General features: G+C 37.5%; 22 protein-coding genes and 1 pseudogene. 20 read left to right on the top strand and 3 right to left on the bottom strand.

What is annotated here, in order from left to right:
* Positions 1-17 precede the first annotated feature (17 nt).
* The 10 genes and pseudogenes from rfbB (at position 18) to BUA97_RS08435 (ending at position 9,218) form a co-directional block, all read left to right on the top strand.
* Positions 18-1,097: a dTDP-glucose 4,6-dehydratase gene (gene rfbB / locus BUA97_RS08480; protein WP_072997430.1), complete on the top strand. Its 1,080-nt coding sequence runs from the start codon at positions 18-20 to the stop codon at positions 1,095-1,097.
* A 26-nt stretch (positions 1,098-1,123) separates the two neighbouring features.
* Positions 1,124-1,984 (top strand): glucose-1-phosphate thymidylyltransferase RfbA, encoded by an 861-nt coding sequence (rfbA, locus tag BUA97_RS08475; protein WP_072997429.1) that lies wholly within the window; start codon positions 1,124-1,126, stop codon positions 1,982-1,984.
* A gap of 15 nt (positions 1,985-1,999) precedes the next feature.
* Positions 2,000-2,851, top strand: coding sequence for an ABC transporter permease (locus BUA97_RS08470; protein WP_072997428.1), 852 nt, complete (start codon positions 2,000-2,002; stop codon positions 2,849-2,851).
* Between the two features lie 423 nt (positions 2,852-3,274).
* A pseudogene (locus BUA97_RS17480) lies at positions 3,275-3,430 on the top strand (DapH/DapD/GlmU-related protein); the annotation flags it as partial.
* A 2-nt stretch (positions 3,431-3,432) separates the two neighbouring features.
* Positions 3,433-4,686 (top strand): ABC transporter ATP-binding protein, encoded by a 1,254-nt coding sequence (locus BUA97_RS16920; RefSeq protein WP_245795864.1) that lies wholly within the window; start codon positions 3,433-3,435, stop codon positions 4,684-4,686.
* Positions 4,687-4,688: 2 nt separating this feature from the next.
* Entirely contained in the window at positions 4,689-5,513 is an 825-nt protein-coding gene (locus BUA97_RS08455) for a hypothetical protein (protein WP_072997426.1), read from the top strand.
* Positions 5,513-6,436 (top strand): GDP-L-fucose synthase, encoded by a 924-nt coding sequence (fcl, locus tag BUA97_RS08450; protein ID WP_072997425.1) that lies wholly within the window; start codon positions 5,513-5,515, stop codon positions 6,434-6,436. The genes BUA97_RS08455 and fcl overlap by 1 nt, the downstream gene beginning before the upstream one ends.
* Positions 6,437-7,264 (top strand): alpha-1,2-fucosyltransferase, encoded by an 828-nt coding sequence (locus tag BUA97_RS08445; protein ID WP_072997424.1) that lies wholly within the window; start codon positions 6,437-6,439, stop codon positions 7,262-7,264. It abuts the gene before it with no gap.
* Positions 7,265-8,338 (top strand): GDP-mannose 4,6-dehydratase, encoded by a 1,074-nt coding sequence (gene gmd / locus BUA97_RS08440; protein WP_072997423.1) that lies wholly within the window; start codon positions 7,265-7,267, stop codon positions 8,336-8,338. It abuts the gene before it with no gap.
* A gap of 61 nt (positions 8,339-8,399) precedes the next feature.
* The gene (locus tag BUA97_RS08435) at positions 8,400-9,218 is read left to right on the top strand and encodes a glycosyltransferase family 2 protein (protein WP_072997422.1); all 819 of its coding nucleotides are present in this window, start codon (positions 8,400-8,402) and stop codon (positions 9,216-9,218) included.
* Here BUA97_RS08435 and BUA97_RS08430 read toward each other — a convergent pair.
* Genes BUA97_RS08430 through BUA97_RS08420 form a run of 3 tightly spaced genes read right to left on the bottom strand, consistent with a single transcriptional unit; the run spans position 9,215 to position 12,074 of the window.
* Entirely contained in the window at positions 9,215-10,225 is a 1,011-nt protein-coding gene (locus BUA97_RS08430; protein WP_072997421.1) for a glycosyltransferase, read from the bottom strand. The two genes, BUA97_RS08435 and BUA97_RS08430, sit on opposite strands and share 4 nt — an antisense overlap.
* Positions 10,222-11,073 carry a glycosyltransferase family A protein gene (locus BUA97_RS08425; RefSeq protein ID WP_072997420.1) on the bottom strand — a complete coding sequence of 284 codons (852 nt, stop codon included), beginning with the start codon at positions 11,071-11,073 and terminating at the stop codon, positions 10,222-10,224. The genes BUA97_RS08430 and BUA97_RS08425 overlap by 4 nt, the downstream gene beginning before the upstream one ends.
* A complete protein-coding gene (locus BUA97_RS08420; protein ID WP_139258285.1) occupies positions 11,058-12,074 on the bottom strand; it encodes a CgeB family protein in 1,017 nt (338 codons plus the stop codon). The genes BUA97_RS08425 and BUA97_RS08420 overlap by 16 nt, the downstream gene beginning before the upstream one ends.
* A 153-nt stretch (positions 12,075-12,227) precedes the next feature.
* Here BUA97_RS08420 and BUA97_RS08415 point away from each other — a divergent pair, with 153 nt between their 5' ends.
* The 10 genes from BUA97_RS08415 (at position 12,228) to BUA97_RS08370 (ending at position 21,580) form a co-directional block, all read left to right on the top strand.
* Positions 12,228-13,097 carry a glycosyltransferase family 17 protein gene (locus BUA97_RS08415; RefSeq protein ID WP_072997418.1) on the top strand — a complete coding sequence of 290 codons (870 nt, stop codon included), beginning with the start codon at positions 12,228-12,230 and terminating at the stop codon, positions 13,095-13,097.
* Positions 13,094-14,179 (top strand): DegT/DnrJ/EryC1/StrS family aminotransferase, encoded by a 1,086-nt coding sequence (locus BUA97_RS08410; RefSeq protein ID WP_072997417.1) that lies wholly within the window; start codon positions 13,094-13,096, stop codon positions 14,177-14,179. The genes BUA97_RS08415 and BUA97_RS08410 overlap by 4 nt, the downstream gene beginning before the upstream one ends.
* A gap of 4 nt (positions 14,180-14,183) precedes the next feature.
* Entirely contained in the window at positions 14,184-14,816 is a 633-nt protein-coding gene (locus BUA97_RS08405; protein WP_072997416.1) for an acetyltransferase, read from the top strand.
* A 3-nt stretch (positions 14,817-14,819) separates the two neighbouring features.
* Positions 14,820-15,899: a glycosyltransferase gene (locus BUA97_RS08400; protein ID WP_072997415.1), complete on the top strand. Its 1,080-nt coding sequence runs from the start codon at positions 14,820-14,822 to the stop codon at positions 15,897-15,899.
* Positions 15,900-15,907: 8 nt separating this feature from the next.
* Entirely contained in the window at positions 15,908-16,798 is an 891-nt protein-coding gene (locus BUA97_RS08395) for a hypothetical protein (protein ID WP_072997414.1), read from the top strand.
* Between the two features lie 41 nt (positions 16,799-16,839).
* Positions 16,840-17,520, top strand: a complete 681-nt coding sequence (locus BUA97_RS08390; protein ID WP_072997413.1) for an NAD-dependent epimerase/dehydratase family protein — start codon at positions 16,840-16,842, stop codon at positions 17,518-17,520.
* Positions 17,521-17,523: 3 nt separating this feature from the next.
* Positions 17,524-18,525 carry an SDR family oxidoreductase gene (locus BUA97_RS08385; protein ID WP_072997412.1) on the top strand — a complete coding sequence of 334 codons (1,002 nt, stop codon included), beginning with the start codon at positions 17,524-17,526 and terminating at the stop codon, positions 18,523-18,525.
* Positions 18,525-19,811, top strand: a complete 1,287-nt coding sequence (locus BUA97_RS08380) for a nucleotide sugar dehydrogenase (protein ID WP_072998528.1) — start codon at positions 18,525-18,527, stop codon at positions 19,809-19,811. Before BUA97_RS08385 ends, BUA97_RS08380 begins: the two co-directional genes overlap by 1 nt.
* A gap of 145 nt (positions 19,812-19,956) precedes the next feature.
* Positions 19,957-20,508, top strand: coding sequence for an acyltransferase (locus BUA97_RS08375; RefSeq protein ID WP_084081292.1), 552 nt, complete (start codon positions 19,957-19,959; stop codon positions 20,506-20,508).
* Positions 20,509-20,560: 52 nt separating this feature from the next.
* Complete coding sequence (locus BUA97_RS08370; protein WP_072997411.1) at positions 20,561-21,580, top strand: glycosyltransferase family A protein; 1,020 nt, start codon at positions 20,561-20,563, stop codon at positions 21,578-21,580.
* Positions 21,581-21,582 lie beyond the last annotated feature (2 nt).

The following is a 21,582-nucleotide window of genomic DNA, read 5'->3' as shown; positions in this document are numbered from 1 at the left end:
AAATTTATAAACCATTTATGAAAAATATAATAATCACCGGAGGTGCAGGTTTTATCGGATCACACGTTGTTCGTGAATTTGTAAAAAACAATCCGGATTCTAAAATCATCAACCTTGATGCTTTAACTTACGCTGGAAATCTTGAAAACCTGAAAGACATCGAAAATGAGCCTAATTACGTTTTCGAAAAAGCTGATATTACAAAACCTGAAGAACTTAGAAAAGTCTTCGAAAAATACAATCCGGATGCCGTTGTCCATTTGGCTGCAGAAAGTCACGTAGACAGAAGTATCACAGATCCCAACGCTTTCATTAATACTAACGTTAACGGAACTGCCAATCTTCTCAATCTTTGTATCGAATTCTGGACTCTGAATCCTGATCACACACACGGAAGATTCCCGAATGAACCTAGAAAAAATTTATTTTATCACGTTTCAACAGATGAAGTTTACGGTAGCTTAGGTGAGACTGGCTTTTTCTTAGAGACTACACCTTACGATCCACAATCTCCATATTCTGCATCCAAAGCCGCTTCTGACCATTTGGTAAGAGCTTACGGAAATACTTATGGAATGCCTTTCATCTTGTCTAACTGTTCCAACAATTACGGTCCAAACCATTTTCCTGAAAAATTGATTCCGCTTTGTATTTCAAATATTCTGAATGAAAAACCATTGCCAATCTATGGTGATGGAAAATACACAAGAGATTGGTTATTCGTGATTGACCATGCGAGAGCTATTCATCAGATTTTCAATGAAGCAAAAACTGGAGAAACTTACAATATCGGAGGTTTCAATGAATGGCAGAATATTGATTTGGTGAAGGAACTAATCAAACAACTGGATGCAAAATTGGGAAAACCGGAAGGTCATTCAGAAAAGCTGATTACTTACGTCAAAGACAGACCTGGACATGATAAACGTTACGCCATTGATGCTTCAAAATTGAATAAAGACCTAGGTTGGAAACCATCTGTGACCTTTGAAGAAGGTTTGGGAAAAACCATTGACTGGTTCTTGGAAAACAAAGAATGGTTGGACAATGTAACTTCCGGCGATTATCAGAAATATTACGAAGGTCAATATTCATAAAAACTAACAACCATAATTTCAAATCTATGAAAGGAATTATTCTTGCAGGCGGTTCAGGAACCAGACTATACCCATTAACAATCGCTGTAAGCAAGCAGCTGATGCCTGTGTATGACAAGCCGATGATCTATTATCCGCTTTCAACATTGTTGCTGGCAGGTATTAAGGATATTTTAATCATTACTACGCCACACGATCAAGAAGGATTTATCAAACTTTTGGGAGACGGTTCTCAGATCGGCTGCAATATCCAGTACAAAGTACAGCCAAGCCCGGATGGATTGGCACAAGCTTTTATTCTGGGTGATGAATTCATCGGGAATGATGCAGCAGCTTTGGTTTTAGGTGACAATATTTTCTATGGTTCCGAAATGGGAACATTACTCAAAAACAAAACCAATCCGGACGGTGGAGTTGTTTTCGCTTATCACGTTTCCGACCCGGAAAGATATGGTGTTGTAGAATTTGATGGTGATTTCAAGGCGCTTTCTATTGAGGAAAAACCACTGAAACCAAAATCCAATTATGCCGTTCCTGGCTTATATTTTTATGACAATGATGTGGTAGAAATCGCAAAAAACATCAAACCTTCTCCAAGAGGCGAACTGGAAATTACCGATGTTAATAATGTTTATCTCAGTAATGGTAAATTGGAAGTTGGTGTCCTCGACAGAGGAACAGCCTGGCTGGACACGGGGACTTTTGATTCTCTTCAGGACGCTTCGGAATTTGTAAGTGTTATTGAAAAAAGACAAGGTTTCAAAATCGGATGTATTGAAGAAATAGCCTTCAGAAATAAATTTATTAACGAAGAAAAGCTTCTGGAAACTGCAGCAAAATATGGTAAAAGCGGATACGGCGAGTATCTGAAGAACCTTATTAAATAACTTAACACAACACAAATGAGTGATTCTCATAAACACCAATGGACAGAAACCATAGAATCCAGCCACTCCCTCTTCGATCTCAATCTGAAAGAAGTCTGGCGCTACAAGGATCTGGTTTATATGTTCGTGAAAAGAGATTTTGTTTCCAGCTTTAAGCAGACCGTTCTTGGTCCAATCTGGTTTTTTATCAACCCGATTTTTACAACCGTTGTTTATATCGTTGTTTTTGGGAATATTGCAAAACTATCAACAGATGGCGCTCCGAAAATTTTATTCTACCTGGCCGGGATTACGCTTTGGAATTATTTTTCCACTTGTCTCACCTCCACATCGAATGTTTTCACAGCAAATGCCAGCATCTTCGGGAAAGTTTATTTCCCGAGGTTAGTAATGCCGATTTCGATCGTATTTTCCAATTTGATGAAGTTGGGCGTACAGATGGCGCTATTCTTAGTAGTTTTCCTTTACTATCTATTCCTGGGAGAAGTAAAACCAAATCTTTGGATACTTGCGACGCCATTTCTAATTGCTCTGATGGCCGTTTTTGCATTGGGATTGGGGATGATCTTTTCTTCCTTGACTACAAAATACCGGGATCTTCAGATGCTTCTGTCATTTGGGATCAGCTTATATATGTATGCAACACCGGTGATTTATCCCGCATCTACCCTGAAAGGGATTTTCAAAACCATTGCTTTTTATAATCCTCTGACCGGAATTTTTGAATGTTTCAAATATGCATGGCTGGGTGTCGGTGATTTCAGTCCGATGATGCTGATGATAAGCTCCGTGATCATTTTTGTCACTTTGGCAATAGGAACTGTAATTTTCAACAAAGTTGAAAAAGGTTTTATGGATACGGTATAAACTAATGTTATGAATTGGATTAAATTTTTCAAAACATTAAAAAAATATTATCACCTGGAGTCAGCCTTTGATAATATCATTACCGATTTCAGAAAAGTTGAAAATCTTAAGCAAAAATACAACTGCAATATTGATTACCGTGTAAGGATTTCTTATGATGATGTAGATAATTTCGAGATTGGAAGCAATGTTTACATAGGGGCATATACCGTCATTTTTGTGAATGGCGACGACAAACTCGTCATTGGAGAAAACACATATATCGGAGAACAAAACAACATACGAGCAGCCGGCGGAACAATCAGGATCGGTAAAAACTGCCTTATTTCTCAACAGGTGAGCATTATCGGGGCAGACCATAATTATAAAAAAGGAATCAACATTCAGGATCAGCCTTTGAAAGAAGAAAACAGTGGCGTTGAAATCGGCGATGACGTCTGGATTGGCTGCTCGGTACAGATAATGGCCGGCGTCAAAATAGGAAACGGAGCCGTCATCGCAGCAGGAAGTGTTGTTACAAAAGATGTTGAAGCAAACACCGTAATCGCGGGAGTTCCTGCAAAATTTATAAAACACAGAGAATGAAACCAATCGCAATAAAGGCTGAAAATATTTCTAAACAATACCGCCTCGGGCAAGTCGGGACAGGAACCTTATCTCACGATCTCAACCGTTTCTGGCACAGAGTACGCGGAAAGGAAGATCCCTATCTGCGCATTGGAGAAGTCAATGACAGAACAACAAAGGGAAACAGTGACTACGTGTGGTCTCTCAGAGATATTAATTTCGAAATAGAACAGGGAGACGCTGTCGGAATCATCGGAAGGAACGGTGCCGGGAAATCAACTTTATTGAAATTACTGAGTAAAGTAACAAAACCGACTACCGGTAAAATATACACCAATGGCAGAATCGCTTCATTACTAGAAGTAGGAACGGGCTTTCATCCTGAGATGACTGGTCGCGAAAATGTTTTCCTGAACGGTGCCATTCTCGGAATGACAAGAAAAGAAATCACGAGAAAATTCGATGAAATTGTTGATTTTTCCGGAGTCGAAAAATACATCGATACGCCTGTAAAACGATACAGTTCAGGGATGTATGTCCGTCTGGCATTTGCTGTTGCTGCACATTTGGAATCAGAGATTCTGATTGTGGATGAAGTTTTAGCGGTCGGAGATTTGGAGTTCCAGAAAAAATGTCTTGGCAAAATGGGCGATGTGAGCAACGGCGAAGGAAGAACCGTACTTTTCGTAAGTCACAATATGGCTTCCATCAAACAACTTTGTAACAAAGGGATTTTTCTGGAAAAAGGATCCATCAGATATAACGGAAATATTGATGAGTGTATCAACCTTTATTCTAACGATAATATCGCCGCAGATTCATCAATTCTTGACATTCTCAATATCAAGGATCCCAACCTGACCATTACCCATTTTTCTGTTAACGGAATCAACGGAACCCTGATTCCTATGAACTTTGATAATAATCAGCTTAATATAAGAATCGAAGGAGAACTGAAAGAAGAAGCCGAGTTTGAACTGGAGTCTTTATTTTTCAATAACTTTGACATTCCGATGATGTTTTATGCGCCTGGTCATTATGAAGGTGTTAAAAAATATCCGAAAGGTAAATTCACAATAGAAAAAACAATCCTTTTACCTGAAGGAATAAACAAAGGAAACCTATATATGCATGCGTATCTTGCTGATCCGGGTAAGAAAATGTACACGGATCTGAAGAATAAAATCAGAATTGAATTTGAAGGAACAAGAATGGAAACCGGCTGGGTATTTCAAATCGATAGTGCAGGAATATTATATTTAAAATAAATTTGAAAAAAAAATTCATCGCATATGGTAGCAATGCTTTCCTTCAATCCTCTAAAAGAATTATTGAAGAAGCAAATGCTTTGAATGTTTTCGACCAGACACAACGTTATAGTTTTGCAGATTTGCCTCTGGCATTAAAAGCTTCTCCTCTGTTTTTAGATGACAGAAAAGGTGGGTTTTGGATCTGGAAAGCCTATATCATATACGACAGTCTTAAAAAACTAAATGACAGGGACATTCTCGTATATGCAGATGCGGGTTGTGAGCTGATAAAAAATATTTCCGGTTGGGAAAACCACTTTGAGCAGTTAAATAACCATGATGCATTATTTTTTCAGTACCGCGATGATAAAAACTATGGCTGGAACGCATTCAATTCAAAATTCAATGACAGTCCGAAGCTGAAATACTGGGTCAAGAAAAACACGATAGATCATTTCCAAATTCTGTTTGGGAATAATGATAGATGGCTGGAAAAAAATAAACTCTGGGCAGGATTTATTTTCTTGAAAAAAACGGATTCAACTTTACAACTAATAAAAGACTGGCTTGATGTGATGTTGTTCCGTCCGGAACTGGTAACGGATCCGCTGATTTCGGAAAGATATCATCAGAATCCCGATTTTTCATCTCACAGGCACGATCAAAGTATTTTGTCAATAATTGTAAGATACTATGAAACTGAAATGAAGATCAAGATTCTGGATGAAGAAAGTGAAGGAGATTATCAAAACCAGATTTTAAAGGCAGCACGAAGGGTCGATAAAGCAGAGGCAAGCATTATCAAATCAATAATAAAAAAAACCTATTACAGGATAAAAAAGTAATGGACAAGAATTCCAAAATATATGTGGCCGGCCACAGAGGACTGGTTGGAAGTGCAATTTTCCGAGCCTTGGAAAAACAAGGATTCACAAACATTGTCACGAGAACTTCTGATCTGGTTGATTTGCGTGACTACCAACAGACTGCCGATTTTTTCGCCCAGGAAAAACCCGAATATGTTTTTCTTGCTGCTGCAAAAGTAGGTGGAATTCAGGCTAATAATACTTTCAGAGCAGAGTTTTTGTATGATAATATGATGATCCAGAATAATGTGATCCATCAGGCTCATATAAATGATGTCAAAAAATTGTTATTCTTAGGTTCAAGCTGTATCTATCCGAAAATGGCGCCTCAGCCTTTGAAAGAAGACTCTCTATTGACAGGGACCTTGGAACCTACGAACGAGCCTTATGCAATTGCAAAAATTGCAGGCATCAAAATGTGTGATGCCTACAGAAGTCAGTATAATTCTAATTTCATTTCGGCAATGCCTACGAATATGTATGGACCGAATGACAATTATGATCTGAATAATTCGCACGTTTTACCGGCTTTATTGAGAAAATTCCATGAGGCTAAAGAACAGAACCTTCCGGAAGTTACCGTTTGGGGAACAGGAACACCGCTTCGGGAGTTCTTGCATTCCGATGATCTTGCAGAAGCTTGTATTTTTCTAATGGAGAATTATAATGATTTCGGACATGTGAATGTCGGGATTGGTGAAGATCTTAGTATAAAAGATCTGGCTTTGCTGGTCAAGAAAATTGTCGGTTATGAAGGCAATCTGGTCTGGGACACTTCAAAACCGGACGGAACACCGAGAAAGCTGATGGATGTTACAAAAATAAATAATTTGGGGTGGAAAGCAAAAATCGGATTAGAAGAAGGAATCAGAGATGTTTATGAGAAAAAATTCAAAAACTAGATGCTGATCTGTCTCTCCATACTAGGGGGCGGTCGTGGTAATGACCTGTTCCAGTTTATGCATTCGGATGCATTTTGCAGAAGAAACGGCGTCACTTTTTATTCCCCGACTTTTACCGAAAAATATCGCAAGGATTTTCCGAATCTTCCGGAAACGCCAAAAACGCCTTATCTTGTTAAGAAATTTTTATACAATAAGTATTATAAAAAACTTAATCCGAATTGTATTATTGGCTTCAATGATGAGAAGGAAATCCCGAAATACAGAGCACAAATTAAAAAAAATTATTTAGTCAATTTTTGTTACGGCTGGTTTTTCAATAATGATCTTTACAGGGAAGAAGACATCAGGCATTATCAAAAGCTTTTTGATCCCAATGTTGACAAAGAGACTCTGAAGCAAAAATATCTTCAGCATCATTCTGATGAAAAAATCATTAGTGTCCATATCAGAAGAGGGGATTATAAAGATTTTATGGAAGGTAAATATTTCTTTGATGATGATCTTTATATCCGAAAAATAAAAGAATTCCTACAATCAATTCCAGTAGGGAATTTTAAATTCCTGATTTGTACCAATGATGAAAATTTTGATCTGGAACGTTATAAAAATGAATTCGGAAATGTTGTTCTGTCCAAAGAAGGTCCGCTGGAAGATCAATACCTGATGTCTCAGACGCATTACCTTTTAGGAGCGCCTTCAACATTTTCGCAATGGGCTAGTGTAATGGGAGAAGTTCCTTACTATCACATCTATCATCCGGAAGAAACCATTACAGAAGATAAAATAATTAAAGAAATTAGAGGTTATAAATATAAAACAAAATAGATGAAAACGGCATTAATAACAGGCGTTACAGGACAGGATGGTTCTTATCTGGCAGAATTGCTTTTAGAAAAAGGTTATATGGTTCACGGTATCAAAAGAAGAGCTTCTTCATTTAACACCCAGAGAATTGATCACTTATATGTAGACCAGCATGAGAAACACGTGAATTTCAAATTGCATTACGGCGATCTGACAGATTCTACCAATATTATCAGAATCATCCAGGAAGTTCAGCCAGACGAGATTTATAATCTTGGTGCTATGTCACACGTTAAAGTATCTTTCGACTCTCCGGAATATGTTGCCAATGTAGACGGAATCGGAACGCTTAGAATTTTAGAAGCCGTCCGTATTCTTGGTTTGGAAAAGAAAACCAGAATCTATCAGGCATCGACTTCTGAGTTATATGGCGGTTTGGAAGAGAATAAAAATGCGGCTGGTTTTTATGATGAGAATTCACCTTTTTATCCAAGGTCGCCTTATGGTGTTGCAAAAATCTATGGATTCTGGATCACAAAAAACTACCGTGAAGCTTACGGCATCTATGCCTGCAACGGTATCCTTTTCAATCATGAGTCTCCAAGAAGAGGCGAAACTTTTGTTACCAGAAAAATTACAATGGCGACTGCAGCTATTGCAAAAGGAAAACAGGAAATTTTATACCTAGGAAACCTGAATGCTCAAAGAGACTGGGGGCACGCTAAAGATTATGTAGAAGCAATGTGGAGAATTCTACAGCAGGACGTTGCGGAAGATTATGTCATCGCAACCGGGAAAACAACTTACGTCAGAGATTTTGTAAGAATGGCTTTCGCAGAAGCAGGAATTGAATTGACATTCGAAGGCGAAAATGAAAATGAAGTAGCGAAAGTTGCCAAATGTAACCATCCTGATTATCAGTTAGAAATCGGAAAAACGGTTGTGAAAATCGATCCACAATATTACCGCCCAACAGAAGTAGATCTTTTGATCGGTGATCCTACAAAATCAAAAACACAGCTGGGCTGGAAACCAAAATATGATCTTGCCGGTCTTGTGAAAGAGATGATGCAGGAGGATCTGAAATTGATGTAAAAAAACAAAACAGCGGAGAGAGTTTTTCTCTCCGTTTCTATAAAATATTCATAATCATTCTATGCAGAATCGACCTCTTATTTCTATCATCACCGTTGCTTATAACAACCGATTTGGATTAGAAGAAACCATCAAAAGCGTTATTAATCAGTCTTTTAAAAATTTTGAATTTATAATTATTGATGGCAATTCTAATGACGGAAGCAAGGAGTTATTAGAATCTTATTCATCCCAAATTAATTTCTGGATCAGCGAACCTGATAAAGGGATTTATAACGCAATGAATAAAGGAATTGTAAACTCAAAAGGAGATTATCTGATTTTTATGAATAGCGGAGACCGTTTTTCTACCCCTGAAATACTTGAAAAAATCGCGCCGTCTTTCAATAATGAAGACATTGTTTACGGAAATGCCTACTATGAATTGGAGAACCGTAAAAAATACGAATACAGAATCCCTTCCAAAATAACCATCGGTTCTCTTTTAAAAGAGCCGATCTGCCACCAGTCAGCATTTTTCAGGAAAGAGCTTTTCGAAAAATACGGAATGTATGACGAAACCAACCGAATCGCCTCTGACTGGACCTTCATGATGGATCTTTTTATGCATCACAATATTTCCCAAAAGTACATCAATGAGTTTATAAGCATTTTCGAAAAAACAGGTATCAGCAATACAAACACGGATCTGAGCTTTTCTGAACAGAAAAAATATCTTGACGAAAATGTGTCTGACGAAATCCAGAGCATGGCCAAATATTTTGATGAATATTCCAAATTCTACAATGGAAAACCGGGAACAATGCTCAGAATTATCCGGGACAAAATTTATAATCTGATATACCGGAAAAGAAGTTACGAAAGAAAATATATCGACTAGATCTTCAGAAGCGGATTAACATATTTCGGGAATTTTCCGTACAGAAAAAAATCTTTATCAAACTTCATTCTATAAAGATAATAGGCCAAAACCGGATGGAGCCGGAATAAACCTTTTTGGGGAAAACTCTTATCAAATTCTTTTTCAATTTTTACATAGAAACTTTTGAAAGTTCCGAAATCCATTTTGCATACATTTCTCAGAATCGTGTAATTAGCAAAGTTTTTAAGATAATTTTCTGTAAATCGGGATCTACAATAAAGACCTTTTTCCGTAGACATTTCCAGTTTTTTTGTAAGAATAATAAGGTAATGTTCTATGTTTTTCAGGCCGACGGTGGCGGTCATAGAATTCGGGTTGGACATAGAATAATAGACGTAAGTCTCCTCTTGCAGGAAATTAATTTTCTTTGCAGCAATGGCCGTCTCAAAAGCCCAGAGTTCATCTTCATGCAGAAGATCATCCAAAAATTTCAGATTGTTATTTTTCAGAAAAGCGGTTTTATATAGCTTGTTCCAGGCTGTGACAGCCCATTCGCCGGAGAAAAAGCCATCCAGAATTTCGTTATCTGTATAAGTTCCTTTCTTATTTTTAAGTCTGTGATAATTACTCTCCTTAGGAACATCATTGAGAAGAAAACGTGTTTTTCCAAGAATGATATCCGGATCATTATCTGTTTGATCGATAAAATACTGAAGAGAAAGTGCATCTGCTAAAGTATCATCATTATCCATAAAAATGATGTAACCGCCAGTTGCGAGATCAATCCCTTTGTTCCTGGTCTTGCTCAGTCCGAGGTTGATTTCGTTATTGATAATTATAAAATTCAAATTCAGGTGTTCAGAAACGTAATCATTCAAAATACCCCAGGAATTGTCTTTGCTTTTATCATTAATAACAATAATTTCAAAGTTCTTGTAAGTCTGGTTTTTTATAGAATCCAGACATTTGGAAATGTAATTTTCCGCGTTGTATAACGGAATGATAATCGATATTTTTTTCATCATCTTATACGTTTATTGATCAGCATTTTCAGGATAAGAAAAGGATTGATTCCAAAGAATTTTGTTGTAAAAGACTGATCCGTTTTGGAAGCAATATCCCAATAAATCCTGGCTAGGCTCATCTTTTCCTCTTCTGACAAATTATCCCGGAAACGTTCCCTGATATTGAGAAGCGAGCTTCTAGGATTTTTCAGCAGAAGCTGATAATAGCTGCTGGTCAAACCGTCTTCCAGATAATCCCCGAATGCAAGAACCTTGTCCGTAACCAGGATTTTATACTTCCTCTCGATTCTTCTGTAAACCAGCGATTCCGGGCAGAACTTCTCACCTCCAAACTCCGGAAAATAAAACTGCTGATGGACTTTAGTTTTGCAGCAATACATCATTTCTCCGGGAACTTTCCAATCATAATCAGAATCGCCTGACAGCCACTCTTTTTGCCCGAAAGAACGGTGATCAATTTTTTCTTTCTCAGACAAACGGATGAATGCAAAACCTGCTATTCCTGGATTATTGATAACCTTTCCGGAAAGCTCCTTCATTTCTTCGACCGCATTTTCCGCCAGATGATCATCGCTGTCTATAACACAGAAAAAATCGGTTTTTGTATTTCTGAGACCTTGATTAACAGCAAAATGTTTTCCTTTATTTTCCTGATGGATATAGCGTATTTCTATATTGTTTTCTCGTTGAAACCGCTGAACTAAAGTTTTAGTTTCATCCGAAGAACCATCATCCACTATCAGCCAGACAAAGTTTTTATAAGCTTGGTTTTTCAGGCTTTCGTACAATTTTGGAAGAATATATGCCCTATTGTATGTCGGGGTAAAAATGGTCAGGAACTTTTCCATAGCGGTAGATCTATTGGTTCATATTCTCCGAAATCCAAAGCATATTTCAGCCAGTTTCCGATGCTGTATTTTTCTACAATTTTCTGATCAAGCTTGTGATATGGCTTTTCCAGGAATTCTCCAAGACCTGTGAAATCCTCAAAATCAGTGAAGAAAATATTATCCGGATGGTAGAAGTCATAATCCTTGAGGTTCGGATTATTTGAGATAAGTTTCTGTTCTCTCGCCATACATTCGAAAACCCTGAACGATGCGCCATTATGATTTTTCAGCTTATAATCAATAACTGTTTTTGCATTCGAGGCATATGCATCATTTTCTTTCAGAGAAATCCCATTATGCTGAAGACTCACCGAATCCGTAATTTTCTCTTCACGGAAATCCGGGATTGTCATAATTGCTTTAAGTTTCAGTCCATTTTCATCACAAAATTTTTTTAAATTATGAGTCCATCTGATACGCTCCTCCAAGCCAACTCCAACGTAGAAAAAATCAAATTTTGTGTCGGTTTTAACATGATTTTCATTATAATGGAAATTTGTGAGCGGAAGAAAATGGTATTGCGGATACTTTTGGATATCAAAACTGTCGAACACAAAAAAACGGTCAAAAAATGGTATAAAATCAAAAATTCCAGGATACATGTCCAAGCCGTCCCATTGATAATTGACCATCATCCGGGATTGTTTTCTCACCTTCCTGATCAAACTTGCGGGATACATATCAGCTCTCATGAAAAGTGCGTAATCGTATGTTTTTTTCTTGAGTTTTTTTTCTGCGTAGGCCTGAAACCGTTTCTTTTCTTTATTTAAAAAATAGAATTTGTCTTTCAATATCACCCTTGAAAATATATTGAAAAATCTATCAAAAACAGAAAACCTGTCACTTGGCTTTGGCAGAGATTCTATAAGAACATCTACCTCAAATCCCATTTTATTCAGCTGCGCTATAATCGGTTGGGATAGATTAATATTTTTATTGATATACAATAACTTCATCACAAATTTGTCTGGCCAAATGCAATCTGCTAAATTATGTTTTTTTTAATACATTTGTAGATTGTAATTGGCTTTTTTACTGAAATTTTTAACAGTAAAAAGGAATTAATTAAGCATTTGTATTATATGATACAATTTATAAACTCACAAACATAAATGATTTACGATTGCTTCATCTTCAACAATGAATTTGATATACTGACAACCCGGTTAGAATATCTTTATGATCAGGTAGATTTTTTCGTTTTGGTAGAAGCCAACCGGACACTCACGGGGATTCCGAAACCTCTTTCCTACAAAGAAAATGCCGCCAGGTTTGCCAAATATTCAGATAAGATTATCTATGTACAGGCCGGCGAAAAACCTGAGCTGAAAGACTGGGATTATGAATGGTTTCAACGTGATGCTATAAAAAACGGGCTGAGTAACTGTAATGACGAGGATCTGATTTTCGTCTCCGATGTGGATGAGATCATCAATATAAAAGACATTCTGATCCATAATAAGATACAATCTGCAACTTTAATAGAGATTCCGGCATTTTACTATTTTTTCAACATAAAGCTGGATGAGCCAATCCAGGCCAATCTGGTATCCAGATATAAGGATATCAAAAATCGGCATTTGGGAAACAGAAACAAGTACAAGGATTTTGCGCATGACATAATCAAACCGGTTGGCTATAACACTGGTTGGCATTTTAGTTATCTTTTCGGCTTTGATATCAGCAGATATGTTGAAAAGATCGAATCGTTTTCTCATCAGGAGTATAATACTGCTTTTTTCAAAAACCCTAAACGGATTTATAACAATCTCCTTGTGCAAAGAGACCTGTTTAACCGGAGTTTTATAAAACTGGAAATCTGCAAACCTTCTGAATATAAAGAAATAAGCCCGGTTTTTAAAAGGCTCAATCTGGAAAAATATCATTTCAGCGTTACACCTAAACTTTTTTTCCAAATCTTATTTCTTAGATTACATAGTAAAATCACCACATTATTGTATCTTCTAAAACATAAAAAATGATTCCGGTAACCAAACCTTTTTTACCGCCAATCCAGGTTTACCAGTACTTTCTGGAAGGAATATGGAAACGGCAATGGCTCACTAACATGGGGCCGCTCGCCAATGATCTGGAAATGAGACTGAAGGAGCATCTAAAACTGGATCACCTGCTGTTTGTGACCAACGGGACCGTGGCTATCCAGATGGCTATCAAGGCATTAGAACTACAGGGCGAGATCATCACAACACCTTTTTCTTTTGTAGCTACGACCAGCTCAATTGTTTGGGAAAACTGTGAACCTGTTTTTGTTGATATTGACAAAGATTCGCTGAACATCGATGCCGATAAAATCGAAGCTTCCATTACCGCTAAAACATCTGCAATCCTGGCAACCCATGTCTATGGAAATCCCTGTAACGTTGATAAGATCGAAGAAATTGCAAAAAAGCACAATCTTAAAGTTATTTATGACGCCGCTCACGCCTTTGGTGTAGAAATCAATGGAAAATCCATTTTTGAGTACGGCGATATTTCCATTTGCTCTTTGCATGCAACCAAACTCTATCATTCGACAGAAGGCGGACTGATTCTAACAAAATCACCTGAACTTCTCAAGAAATTAGCCTACATAAGAAATTTCGGTTTCGATGGTCCGGAAAATTTTGCAGAACTGGGGATCAATGGAAAAAACTCCGAATTCCATGCGGCGATGGGATTGGCAAATCTGAAATACATCGATTCTATTCATAAAAAAAGAAAAGAAATCACCGAAAGATATGACGAAAAGTTGCAGAACCTGAAAGCAGTAAGACCTGTCTGGCACAAGGATTCCAAAAATAATTTTTCCTATTACCCGGTCGTTTTCGAAAGTGAGAAACTGATGCTGAAAATCATCGAACATCTCAAGCTTCACGAGATCTACACAAGACGTTATTTTTATCCTTCTTTGTCAAATTCTTTGCCTTATGTAAAATCAGAAAGTGATCTTCCGGTTACAGAAGACGTCGCTGAACGTGTGCTTTGTCTGCCGCTTTATCATGATCTGACTTTGGAAGAAGTGGATATGATTGCCCGGCTAATGTTAAGGATTCAAAATAATTAAAAATATGTTGATTGTAGGCGCAAAAGGCTTTGCCAAAGAAGTTTTGGAGATTTTTCATCAGAAAGGCGAGACTGAGAATTTATGCTTCTATGATGACATGTCATCTGGTATACCTGATGTTCTCTACGATCAGTTTAAAGTTATAAAAAACGAGCAACAGGCAAAAGCGCATTTCGAAAAAAATTCAGCTGAGTTTGTTTTAGGAATTGGAAATCCGGAATTGAGATCTAAGCTGGCAGAAAAATTCCAAAATCTGGGCGGATTGTTAACTTCGTCTATAAGCAAATTTGCAGAGATAGGAAGTTTCGGTGTGAAAATCGGGGAAGGTACAAACATTCTGGGAGGCACGAGAATTTCCAATGACGTCAAAATAGGGATAGGAACTATTGTTTATTATAATTGCATAATTACACACGATGTTGTGAACGGAGATTTTTGTGAAATATCACCGGGAGCTATATTGTTAGGAAGATGTAAAATCGGAAATCATGTGAAAATCGGAGCTGGTGCCATTATTTTTCCTGATGTGACAATTGGTGATCATTCAATAATAGCTGCCGGAGCGGTTGTAAGACAAGATGTACCTGAAAATTCTATGGCAGCAGGCGTTCCTGCAGAAATAAAAAAAACACTTTGAAAGTTGAAAAAAAAATCAATACTTTTCGTTGCAGACAGGCCGGATTGGGCTTATCACAATCTCATCAGAACCTGGGGTGAAGGGCTGAAGGATTTTGATTGTTATGTAAGCTTTGAGGAGGATTTTAACATCAGAGCCAAGAATTTTTCATGGCCGGAAAAGCTGATGACCAGCCTTATCAATCTTATTAAAAATGGTGAGAAGAAATTCGTTATAGACAATTCTTCAAAATTTTCTTTTCCTGAATATAAAACACCGCCGGTCTTTGAAGTTATTTCCGGGAAAAAAGTAGAAAAAATACAATTTGATGTGATATTTGAGTGTGCTTTTTACTTCCACTTCATGTCGGTTCTTCCATTCAGAGCGGATAAAAAATTTGTCGGAATCTACACCGATTCTTTTCCGCACGAAGGTCCAAGCTTTGATGAAAAAACAAAAACCGATCTCAAAAAACTTTCACGCAAAGAATTCTTTGAAAAATACCTGAAATCTTATGACGGTATTATCGTAGGAAGTTCCGGTTTGTACAATGATTACAAAGCCCTGACAGATAAAATAACGTTTGCTAACGGAATTTATCTTCAAGATAAATTTGTTGAAAATAAAAATATCAGAGAAAAGGAAGTTATGACAATTGGCTGGACAGGAAACCCAAATCGTCCGATGAAGGGTTTCCGTGAAATAATAGAACCGGCCATTGAAGAAGTCAAAAAAACAGGAAGAAAGATCAACCTAAAAACTCAGTTTTCCGGCAGTTATGAAAGTATTCTGAGCTTTTATCATGATGTTGATCTGATTGCAATTGCGTCAAAAGCAGACACTGGCCCTTCACTTTTTGCTGAAGCGAGCCTGTCAAAAGTGCCTGCAATATCTACGAAAATCGGTTTCCCAAAAATGATTATCGAAGACGGCGTGAATGGTATTATCGTGAAGAGAGATATTGAAGAGATGAAAACCGCCATTATAAAGCTTTATGACAACAGAGAACTTCTGAAATCATTTTCATCAAGAATAAAAGAGGATTATCTGAAAATTCTGGACAACCGCTTTTCCATTGAGAATTTACAACAATTATTTAGCTAAAAAAACAAATGTTAGGAACAATCATCTGGCGAATAAAAGAAGCAACTGCCGTTTTCCTCGGAAAGAAGAAAACCCAGAGAGAGTTACCGAGACCGGATTTCCCGGAAAAAAACCTGAAGAGCCTGACACCTTTTCATATCGCTGACGAAAAACTGAATCAGTTTTTATCCGGACTGTCTATTGAATTTATTTTCAGTGAGTTCAATGAAGAGAGAGTAAATGCCGGTGGTGCTGATCTCAGTCATCAGTTGAGGCTGGATCCAAGTCTCAGCACATTAAAAAAATTTTTTCCGAATGCAAAATACACGGTTTATTCGGACTTTGATTTGAATATCGATGGTGTTGATTTGAAAAAAATCGAAACACCCGTTCTGCAGGGCAAAAAAGATCTGAAAAGACATTTCTATCATCTGGCGGATTATTATAAATTCAAAGGCATGCTAGATTCCAAAGCCGACATTGCGGTTTCCATTGATTCCGACATGTATATTCTGAATGAAAATATATACAGCTTAATCTATCTGACACATAAATTTGGTTTCTGCGTACCGAACAGTTCTGCACAGAGTATGAACTTCGAGATCGCAACTTCGCTTGATACTATTCCTGTAACAGATGAGAGCAAAGGATTCGGGACGACATCCAATATCACCCCGATGACACTCTCAAAGAAATCGGAAGCTGGAAAATTGTTCTACGAGAAATGCTGCAAAATCATGGAAAAAGAACCTTCCCGTGCATCCATTGTGATGTGGAAATCTGCTTGGGAAAGTGGTGTTTATCCTTATTTTCTGCCAAAAGAATTTTGTGTTTGCAGAGGCAGCGAAGGAATCGGAAATGAGGTGATACTGCACGTCGGACATCCGACAGTTGCAAAATTTTATAATGTGAAAATATAAGCCGGGATTAGCATCCGGAAAATAATTAAAAACTTTAGTAAATGATAATAGGCAGAGGGCTTGTTGCCAGTTTATTCTTAGATGCAGACAGGGATGATATAATTATCTTTGCTTCCGGCGTATCCAACTCCCTGGAGACGAGGAAAGAAGAATTCCAGAGAGAAGAAAACCTCATCAAAAAGACAATGTCAGAAAATCCGGAAAAAATATTCATTTATTTTTCAACCTGCAGTGTTTATGATTCTTCCAAAACCGAAAGCGATTATGTTCTCCATAAACTGAAAATGGAACAGCTGATCAAGTATTCCTGTAAGAAATATTTAATTCTGAGGGTCAGTAATGTTGTAGGGAAAGGCGGCAACCCCAACCTCCTGATGAACTATCTGATCCGGTCTGTGAATAATAATGAAACAATCAATGTTCATACGAAGGCAACCAGAAATCTCATAGATGCGGATGATGTAAAAAGCATAACCTTCCAACTGATTGATAATGCCGATTTTAATAAAATCATCAACGTTGCTTACATTCACAACTATAAAATCATTGAGATTCTAGAAATCATAGAACGGTTTTATAATAAAAAACTTACGCTGAATCTAATTAAAAGCGGCTCCGGTTATGATATTAATGTTCCCGATGTAGAAAGTTATTTTAAGATTAACGGATTGACAGACAAAGAATCTTATCTTTGCAAAATCCTGAAGAAATTTTACGCTTAAACTATGAATAATTTTAAAGAAAAACTTTCCAGTAAAAACATCCTTGTAACCGGAGGCGCCGGTTTTATAGGTTCCAATCTTTGTGAAGAACTTTTAGCATTAGGTGCAAACGTCACCTGCCTTGATAACTTTTCCACCGGCTTTCGTGAAAATCTGGAAGCATTTCGGAATCATAAAAATTTTAATCTGATAGAAGGTGACATCCGGAGTCTGGAAGATTGTCAGAAAGCCTGCAAAAATCAGGATTTCGTTTTGCACGAAGCGGCGCTTGGCTCTGTTCCAAGATCCATAAACGACCCTGTTACTAGTAATGATGTGAATGTTGGCGGATTTCTTAACATGCTGGTAGCAGCAAGAGAGTGTGGTGTCAAAAGATTTATTTATGCTGCAAGCTCATCCACTTATGGTGATTCCGAAAGTCTTCCGAAGGTTGAGGATAAAATCGGAAAACCACTTTCACCGTATGCTATCACAAAATATGTGAATGAATTATATGCTGATGTTTTTAAAAGAACCTATGATTTTGACACAATCGGTTTAAGATATTTTAATGTATTTGGAAGAAAGCAAAATCCAAATGGTGCTTACGCAGCCGTGATTCCAAAATTCGTGATGCAGCTCATGAGCCATGAATCCCCTGTCATCAACGGTGGTGGAGAATATTCCAGAGACTTTACCTATATTGACAATGTTATTCTGATGAACCTTCTGGCGCTCACTTCCGACAATTCAGAATCTTTGAATCAGGTTTACAACACGGCTTTTGGGGAAAGAACAACGCTTAATGATCTAGTGAAATATCTGAAGCTCTATCTTTCGGATTTTGATCCTAAAATCGCAGAGGTGGAGGTCATCTATGGCGATTACCGGAAAGGAGATGTCCCTCATTCGCTTGCAAGCATTGACAAAGCAAAAAAACTACTTGATTATAATCCACAGTTCTCTATGCAGAATGGTCTTAAGGAAGCTGTAAAGTGGTATTGGGAAAATCTAAAAATAAACTAATGAATCATAAAATTACAATCATCGGTCTTGGTTATGTAGGCTTACCTCTTGCAAGATTATTCTCTACCAAATATCCAGTTGTAGGTTTCGACATCAATGAGAAAAGAATTTCCGATCTCAACTCCGGAAAAGATGACACCCTAGAGGTCGAGGACGACCTGCTAAAATCTGCACTCGTTCCCAATAATCCGAATTTCGGAGAAACAGGATTATTTTGCTCCAATAAATTTGAAGATATAGCTGACTCCAATATCTATGTCGTTACTGTTCCTACACCAGTTGACAAAAACAACAGACCAGATCTTACACCGCTTTATAAAGCAAGTCAAACAGTAGCAAGAGTTTTGAAAAAAGGAGATATTGTAATTTACGAATCAACTGTTTATCCTGGTGTTACAGAAGAAGAATGCATACCTGTTCTGGAAAAAAAATCCGGACTGAAGTTCAATATTGATTTCTTCGCCGGCTATTCTCCGGAAAGAATCAATCCGGGAGATAAACTACACACTGTGGAAAAAATTCTGAAAGTCACAGCAGGTTCAACTCCGGAAATCGGAAAAATAGTTGATGATCTTTATAAATCTGTCATTGTTGCAGGAACGCATCTTGCACCGACAATCAAAGTTGCAGAAGCGGCAAAAGTGATTGAAAACTCTCAGAGAGACATCAATATAGCTTTCGTTAACGAGCTGGCAAAAATCTTCAACCTGATGGGAATTGACACCCATGATGTCCTGACAGCCGCCGGAACAAAATGGAATTTCCTTCCTTTCAAACCGGGTCTGGTTGGCGGCCACTGTATTGGCGTAGATCCGTATTATCTGGCACAAAAAGCCCAGGAATTTGGCTATCATCCGGAAATCATTCTTGCAGGAAGAAGAATGAACGATTCTATGGGACAATACGTTGCCAGCGAAGCAGTAAAGCAAATGCTGAAACAAGACCTGAAAGTGAACGGTTCCGATGTTTTGGTTCTTGGTTTTACTTTCAAGGAGAACTGTCCGGATGTCAGAAACACTAAAGTTGTTGACGTTGTTAAAAATCTTGAAGATTACGGCATCAATGTTACAATTTATGATCCTTGGGCTAATCCTGAAGAGGTAAAACACGAGTATGGTCTGGAAACCTCAACGAAAACACCTTTCAAAAAATATGATGCTGTTGTTCTGGCCGTTTCTCACAAAGAATTTGAAGATCTTAACATCAAGAATCTTCTTTCAGAAAACGGAATTATCTATGATGTGAAGGGAATTTTATCCAAAGAAGACGGTGTAAAAAGACTATAGAAAATAAATACATCTTTACTTTCTTTAGTATACATCAAACCAGGCCTGAGATTAACCAACCTATCAGTTATCTTAGGCCTTATAAATTTAAGGGGAAAATAAAAAATAACATATCTTTAGGTGTATATTTGCATCAATACAAATTATGTTGAATTTATTTTCCAAAGTTATATTCAAGATCCTGAAAGAGAATACCTTTTCTGAAATCCGTAGAAATAAAAATTCCCGGATTGGCAAGGCTTTCAGAATCGGCAATTATCCCTGCGTTTATATTCATTCTTCCGCATCACTGTCAATCGGTGATAATGTTCATCTGAAAAACTACTGCAATATCGTTTTGGCAGAACGTGCAAAAGTGATCCTCGGAAAAAATGTTTTTATGAACAATTACTGCTCCGTTAATGCCATTGAAAAAATAGAAATCGGGGATAATACTTTGTTTGGAGAAGGTGTAAAGCTTTATGATCACAACCATGAATATGACGGACAAGGCGTTGAACACAAAAAATTCAGATCTTCTCCCATAACGATCGGAAAAAACTGCTGGCTTGGGAGCAATGTTACCGTGCTGAGAGGTGTAACAATTGGTGACAACTGCATTATAGGCGCTAACTGCCTTATCCACAGAAATGTTGCTGCGGGGAGTATTATCAGGATGGATCAATCCTTGACCATTCAGGCGGGAAATTCTTTTTGACAATCTTTATCTTCAGAATTAATCGAAGAAATAATTTATATAAACATTATTCATGTTCTCAACTCAGCCTCTGGTTTCTGTGATCACAACTTATTATAATTCTGTCCAGCTGGGCGACTTTGTAAAATCATCGATGAACTGTCTTCTTAATCAGACTTATAAAAACATCGAGTTTATCTGTGTAAATGATGGGTCACAGGATTCTACTTTGCAGGAGCTGGAGTTTTTTTCTACACAGGATGACAGAATCAGGATATATACAAAAGAAAATCAGAAATATGCGCAGTATTCCAAATCTTATGGACAGGAAAAAGCGTCCGGAGCATTCATTTTTTTGTTTGACCATGATGATCTGATCGATACGGATACGATAGAAAAATGCCTTGACATTCTCAGCCGCTTTCCAGACATTGACATTGTGACGCCTATGGTGAAAACAGTTTTCACAAACGGAAAGATAAAATATATCAGTAATCTTGACACGTATATTGAAAATACCTCAGATTATACTTTCCGTAGAATATCTGGGAAAGAAGCCATCAAAAAAACCGTCGGAAGATATGACATCCATATACGAGGTCTGTACAGGAAAAGCGTTTTCAAATCCAATTCATTCGCATTCACAGAACCGTTGCTGAACGCCGATGAAATCGTAGAAAGACTGATCTACGAAAATGCGAGGTCTATCGCAAGCTGCGATGCCGTTTACACCCATTATATTCATCCCGATTCTTCTGCAAAATTACCTTCAGCAAAAAAGATAGATATAGTAAGGACGGATGTTTTATTAAGAAGATTATTCAAAACCAAGGCAATCTACGAGAACCGGAAAACTCTTTTCGAGCTTACGGCTTTTAAAAACCTGGTGAGCGGAATCAAAACTTTCCATATATTCTCCGGCAAAATGACTGCTGAGGAACTTCCCATGCAGAAAAAAAGATTAAAGGAAGCTTTTTCTGAACTGGACAGGAATACCGTGATCTCTCAGTTCAGCGGTTTTGCAAAAATCTATAATGCCATTCTGCTGATCAATTTTCCTGTGCTGTTTTTTTTCTATAAATTAAAGAAATAGAA

Origin of the sequence: Epilithonimonas mollis, assembly GCF_900142325.1 — a bacterium.
Taxonomy (GTDB): Bacteria; Bacteroidota; Bacteroidia; order Flavobacteriales; family Weeksellaceae; genus Epilithonimonas; species Epilithonimonas mollis.
Note: the sequence above shows the minus strand (reverse complement) of the source record. Positions and strands in the feature narration are given on the sequence as shown.

Coding starts and splice junctions, on each gene's coding strand:
- rfbB (WP_072997430.1), top strand. CDS start 18: ATGAAAAATATAATAATCACCGGAGGTGCAGGTTTTATCGGATCACAC.
- rfbA (WP_072997429.1), top strand. CDS start 1,124: ATGAAAGGAATTATTCTTGCAGGCGGTTCAGGAACCAGACTATACCCA.
- BUA97_RS08470 (WP_072997428.1), top strand. CDS start 2,000: ATGAGTGATTCTCATAAACACCAATGGACAGAAACCATAGAATCCAGC.
- BUA97_RS16920 (WP_245795864.1), top strand. CDS start 3,433: ATGAAACCAATCGCAATAAAGGCTGAAAATATTTCTAAACAATACCGC.
- fcl (WP_072997425.1), top strand. CDS start 5,513: ATGGACAAGAATTCCAAAATATATGTGGCCGGCCACAGAGGACTGGTT.
- BUA97_RS08445 (WP_072997424.1), top strand. CDS start 6,437: ATGCTGATCTGTCTCTCCATACTAGGGGGCGGTCGTGGTAATGACCTG.
- gmd (WP_072997423.1), top strand. CDS start 7,265: ATGAAAACGGCATTAATAACAGGCGTTACAGGACAGGATGGTTCTTAT.
- BUA97_RS08435 (WP_072997422.1), top strand. CDS start 8,400: ATGCAGAATCGACCTCTTATTTCTATCATCACCGTTGCTTATAACAAC.
- BUA97_RS08430 (WP_072997421.1), bottom strand. CDS start 10,225: ATGATGAAAAAAATATCGATTATCATTCCGTTATACAACGCGGAAAAT.
- BUA97_RS08425 (WP_072997420.1), bottom strand. CDS start 11,073: ATGGAAAAGTTCCTGACCATTTTTACCCCGACATACAATAGGGCATAT.
- BUA97_RS08415 (WP_072997418.1), top strand. CDS start 12,228: ATGATTTACGATTGCTTCATCTTCAACAATGAATTTGATATACTGACA.
- BUA97_RS08410 (WP_072997417.1), top strand. CDS start 13,094: ATGATTCCGGTAACCAAACCTTTTTTACCGCCAATCCAGGTTTACCAG.
- BUA97_RS08405 (WP_072997416.1), top strand. CDS start 14,184: ATGTTGATTGTAGGCGCAAAAGGCTTTGCCAAAGAAGTTTTGGAGATT.
- BUA97_RS08395 (WP_072997414.1), top strand. CDS start 15,908: ATGTTAGGAACAATCATCTGGCGAATAAAAGAAGCAACTGCCGTTTTC.
- BUA97_RS08390 (WP_072997413.1), top strand. CDS start 16,840: ATGATAATAGGCAGAGGGCTTGTTGCCAGTTTATTCTTAGATGCAGAC.
- BUA97_RS08385 (WP_072997412.1), top strand. CDS start 17,524: ATGAATAATTTTAAAGAAAAACTTTCCAGTAAAAACATCCTTGTAACC.
- BUA97_RS08380 (WP_072998528.1), top strand. CDS start 18,525: ATGAATCATAAAATTACAATCATCGGTCTTGGTTATGTAGGCTTACCT.
- BUA97_RS08375 (WP_084081292.1), top strand. CDS start 19,957: ATGTTGAATTTATTTTCCAAAGTTATATTCAAGATCCTGAAAGAGAAT.
- BUA97_RS08370 (WP_072997411.1), top strand. CDS start 20,561: ATGTTCTCAACTCAGCCTCTGGTTTCTGTGATCACAACTTATTATAAT.